3 protein-coding genes and 1 pseudogene are annotated in these 3,573 nt (G+C 60.2%); 3 read left to right on the top strand and 1 reads right to left on the bottom strand.

Features of this window, described 5'->3' with window-relative positions; genetic code table 11:
* From O0J73_RS21830 to O0J73_RS21820, 3 genes and pseudogenes are all read left to right on the top strand, one after another.
* Positions 1 to 658: pseudogene (locus O0J73_RS21830) on the top strand (hypothetical protein); the annotation flags it as partial.
* Positions 655 to 1,407 (top strand): putative type VI secretion system effector, encoded by a 753-nt coding sequence (locus O0J73_RS21825; RefSeq protein ID WP_308309625.1) that lies wholly within the window; start codon positions 655 to 657, stop codon positions 1,405 to 1,407. The pseudogene O0J73_RS21830 and the gene O0J73_RS21825, both read left to right, overlap by 4 nt.
* A gap of 69 nt (positions 1,408 to 1,476) precedes the next feature.
* Complete coding sequence (locus O0J73_RS21820) at positions 1,477 to 2,223, top strand: putative type VI secretion system effector (RefSeq protein WP_308309624.1); 747 nt, start codon at positions 1,477 to 1,479, stop codon at positions 2,221 to 2,223.
* Positions 2,224 to 2,267: 44 nt separating this feature from the next.
* Here O0J73_RS21820 and O0J73_RS21815 read toward each other — a convergent pair whose 3' ends face one another.
* Positions 2,268 to 3,488, bottom strand: a complete 1,221-nt coding sequence (locus O0J73_RS21815) for a multifunctional CCA addition/repair protein (RefSeq protein WP_308309623.1) — start codon at positions 3,486 to 3,488, stop codon at positions 2,268 to 2,270.
* Between the last annotated feature and the right edge of the window lie 85 nt (positions 3,489 to 3,573).

Genomic DNA, 3,573 nt, shown 5'->3' with positions numbered 1-3,573 from the left:
GTTATTGGCGTCCGGCATGTCGCTTTTGGCTGTGTATACCAGTGTGCATGAAACGGTAGCCAAGGAGTTCTTTGGGGCGGGCAGTGTCAGTGCCATTCGGATGAAGGCTGCCGGCAGTGTGCTGGCGGGAGCGGGTAGTTTTATTGGGGCGGCCTACAGTTTTGCGGATGCAACGGTTGCGCTCGAAAGAAAAAGCTATGCGACCTACGTCTTGCTCAATATTCGCGGAGCCACGGGGGGCGCTGTAGGCAGTGCGCAGTTCCTGACTGCGCTTGCCTACTCGGCCCCTGTGATTGAGCGAACGTTTGGACGTAACTCACTGAGCTTGGGTCTAAGGGGATTGAGAGCCGGACTTGAAGCGGCAGCTGCTGTGGACGGTGCGGAAGTAGTTGCATCGCAAGCAATGAAACGCGTTGGCGTGTGGGTACTACGACTGAGTGGGTGGCAGGTCGGCTTGGCACTTCCAGCTGCAGAGGTGCTTATCTGGGCTCTTAGTCCTAATGATCTGGAGAAGTGGGCCAGAAGCAGTACTTTTGGGAGAAATTCTGATGGCGGAATCGGTAAAGGTAACTCAAACGAGAAGCGCTTCACCGCAGCCGAAGATCAGCAGATTGCCTTCTACAAGGCCATTGGCTCAGTGTCTGTGAGGCCGCGATGACCGCTAAAGTGAAGGCAATACAAAGCGCGTGCGCGCCCTTCGATACTGAAGTCGGCGTGATTTCCAATTTGCGAATCAAGCGTAGTGTAGAAAATGTTTTCTGGCGTAGTGGCGATCGCGAGGGTATGGCCGCCACTGGAGCCTTTGCTGCTGCACTCGGTCTCAGTGGTCCTGCGGCCAGCATGGCGATGATGTCCTCCGAGGAGATGGAGGAGCCAGTTGTCCGGGTTGAGTTCCGACTAGACGATTTGATCGTGAAAGGCCTGCTCTGGAACTGGCCCTACAAGGAGGGAGATCTCGTGAGAGTGGTCGGAAGCCGAAACCCGGACGGAGTATTTATCGCGTTCTCGGTATTGGATGAGCGCAAGAGATTGATTGTCTCCTACCCACACGTCAGTGCTGGCAGTCGCGCTCACTGGATCTCGGTCTGGAAGTACACGTCATTGATTTCGTTGCCGATATGCACATTGTTTACCGTAGGTATTGGCCTGAATTCTCTAGGCATCCTGGAGGACGGATGGTTGTTGTTGAAGTTGCTGCTTTGCATATTTGCTGGGCTCCTGCTCATCGCTGCCACTGTTGGGATCAGTATTGGCTATCGATTTCACCGGTTTGCCCAGCTTGCTGACGGCATATTTGGGTCGCTTGGCTGGGGTGACAGTAAGAATGTCAATCTAAGGCGGATTACAAAGCTCAGAAAAAGCCCGAGTGATCCTGCTGCGCTTGGTGATACCTATTTCAGATACTGAGAATCTCTTGATGATTTCGATGGCGGATACACACCGGTCAGCGTGTGGCATTTCCCAGGTGGATTTGCAGTGAATCGTAAACGCAAGCCGGGCTCGACCGGCAAGGTGCTGTTCGAGACGGAAACCGGCATCATTTCCAGTCTGCGGGTCAGACATGTGGTGCAGAACGTATTCTGGCGCGACGGGGATCGCGAAAAGATGGCGGCCACGGGCGTCGCTGCCGCCGCGCTGGGCCTTAGCGGGCCCGCCGCTGGCATGGCGATGATGTCCAATGAGGAAACGGAGGAACCCGCTACGAGAGTGGAATTTCGCTTCGGCGAAATGCTGGTGAGGGCGTTGTTCTGGAATTGGCCCTTCAAAGAGGGCGACTCCGTGCGGGTGGTCGGACGTCGGGACAAGGTGGGGAACTTCATTGCCTTGTCCGTGCTCGATGAGCAGAAGAGACTCATCGTTTCCTATCCGTATGTCAGTTCAGGTAGCTGGGCTCACTGGATCGCGGTGGTCAAGTACTCGCTGGCGCTATCTGTTCCCTTGTACATGATCCAGATCGGATTTTTCATGTTCGATGCTCTCACGGGAGACGGACTGGCACCCTTGGAGATGATCGCGGATGCATACTTGATATGCGTTCTGGTTTGCCTCTACCTTGGATACAGAATTGGTCGCCATTTCACGCGGTTCGCAAAGATGGCTGATGCGATATTCGGAACGCTGGGTTGGCCCAATGCAAAGCGCATCAATCTGCGACGCATCACCAAGCAGAAGCGTCAGCCGGGCGACCACCCCGCCTTGGGCGATACCTATTTCAGGTACTGACCATCAGCGACTGACACCGCGCCTTCCCAGCAAGCCGCACATTCCTATCGCGCTGCCGCAATCGCCTTCACCCTGGCCCGCGCCAGCGCCTCGCCCACCGCAGGGCCCTTCAGGTGGGTCAGGTCCAGATCGCGCGCCTGTACCGACAGCGCTGCCTGGTGCAGGCGCTTGAGCGTTTCACCCTGCGGGTAGTCGGCGTCCTCAAATCCGAGCCGGCCGCGCTTGTCGGCCTCGCAGCACAGCGCGATGCGGGCCACGCGCTCGGGCCGGCGCAACGCATCGCAGCGGCCCAGCAGCTCCAGCACGGTGGCATCGCGTAGTTCATCGATGCGGTGCACGTTCAAGTGCTCGCGGCAGACCGCTTCGGCCAGTTGCTGGTGCTCGGTGGGAATCTTCATCCGCGCGCACAGATCCTTCAGCGGCTTGATGCCGCGCTGCTCGTGCATGATGTGGCGCGGCCATTCGTCCGGCGGGGTCAGGCCCTTGCCGAGGTCGTGGGTGAGGGCGGCGAAGCCGACCAGGTCATCACCCGGCGCCAGTTTCGCGGCCATGTCGCTGACCATTTCCTGGTGGATGCCGGTGTCGACCTCCGGGTGGAACTCCGCGCGCTGCGGCACGCCGTACAGTGCTTCCAGCTCGGGCAGGATCGGGCCCAGCGCATGCGCGTCGTGCAGCGTGCGCAGGAAGGCAGAGGGCCGTTCACTGGCCAGCGCCTTGCGCAGTTCCTGCCACACTCGTTCCGGCACCAGTGCATCCAGTTCGCCACTGGCGGCGACCTCGCGCATCAGCGCCATGGTCTCTTCGGCAACGGTGAAGCCCAGTGGCGCGAAGCGCGCCATGAAGCGCGCCGCGCGCAGCACGCGCAAGGGATCTTCGACGAACGCAGGGCCGACGTGGCGCAACACGCGCTGTTCAAGATCACGCACGCCGCCGTAAGGGTCGACCAGCGCGCCGGTGCCTTCGTCGCAGGCAATGGCGTTGATGGTGAAGTCGCGGCGCTGCAGGTCCTCTTCCAGCGTCACCGCCGGATCGGCGTCGACCACGAAGCCGCGATAGCCGCGGCCGGATTTGCGCTCGGTACGTGCCAGTGCGTATTCCTCGCCGGTCTGCGGGTGCAGGAATACCGGGAAATCGCGGCCCACCGCAGTGTAGCCCTGCGCTTCCATCTGCGCGGGTGTGGCACCGACCACCACCCAGTCGCGGTCGCCGGCGGGGCGCTGCAGCAGGCGGTCGCGCACGGCGCCGCCGACAAGATAGATCTTCATGGGGCGATGATCGCATGGTCGGCGCAGATGCACCGGTAGTGCCGGCTGCTGGCCGGCAACCCGTGGACAATGGCGGTTGCCGGCC

This window comes from Stenotrophomonas sp. Sm6012 (genome assembly GCF_030985895.1).
Lineage (GTDB): Bacteria > Pseudomonadota > Gammaproteobacteria > Xanthomonadales > Xanthomonadaceae > Stenotrophomonas > Stenotrophomonas forensis.
This window is presented reverse-complemented; position numbering and strand designations above follow the sequence as displayed.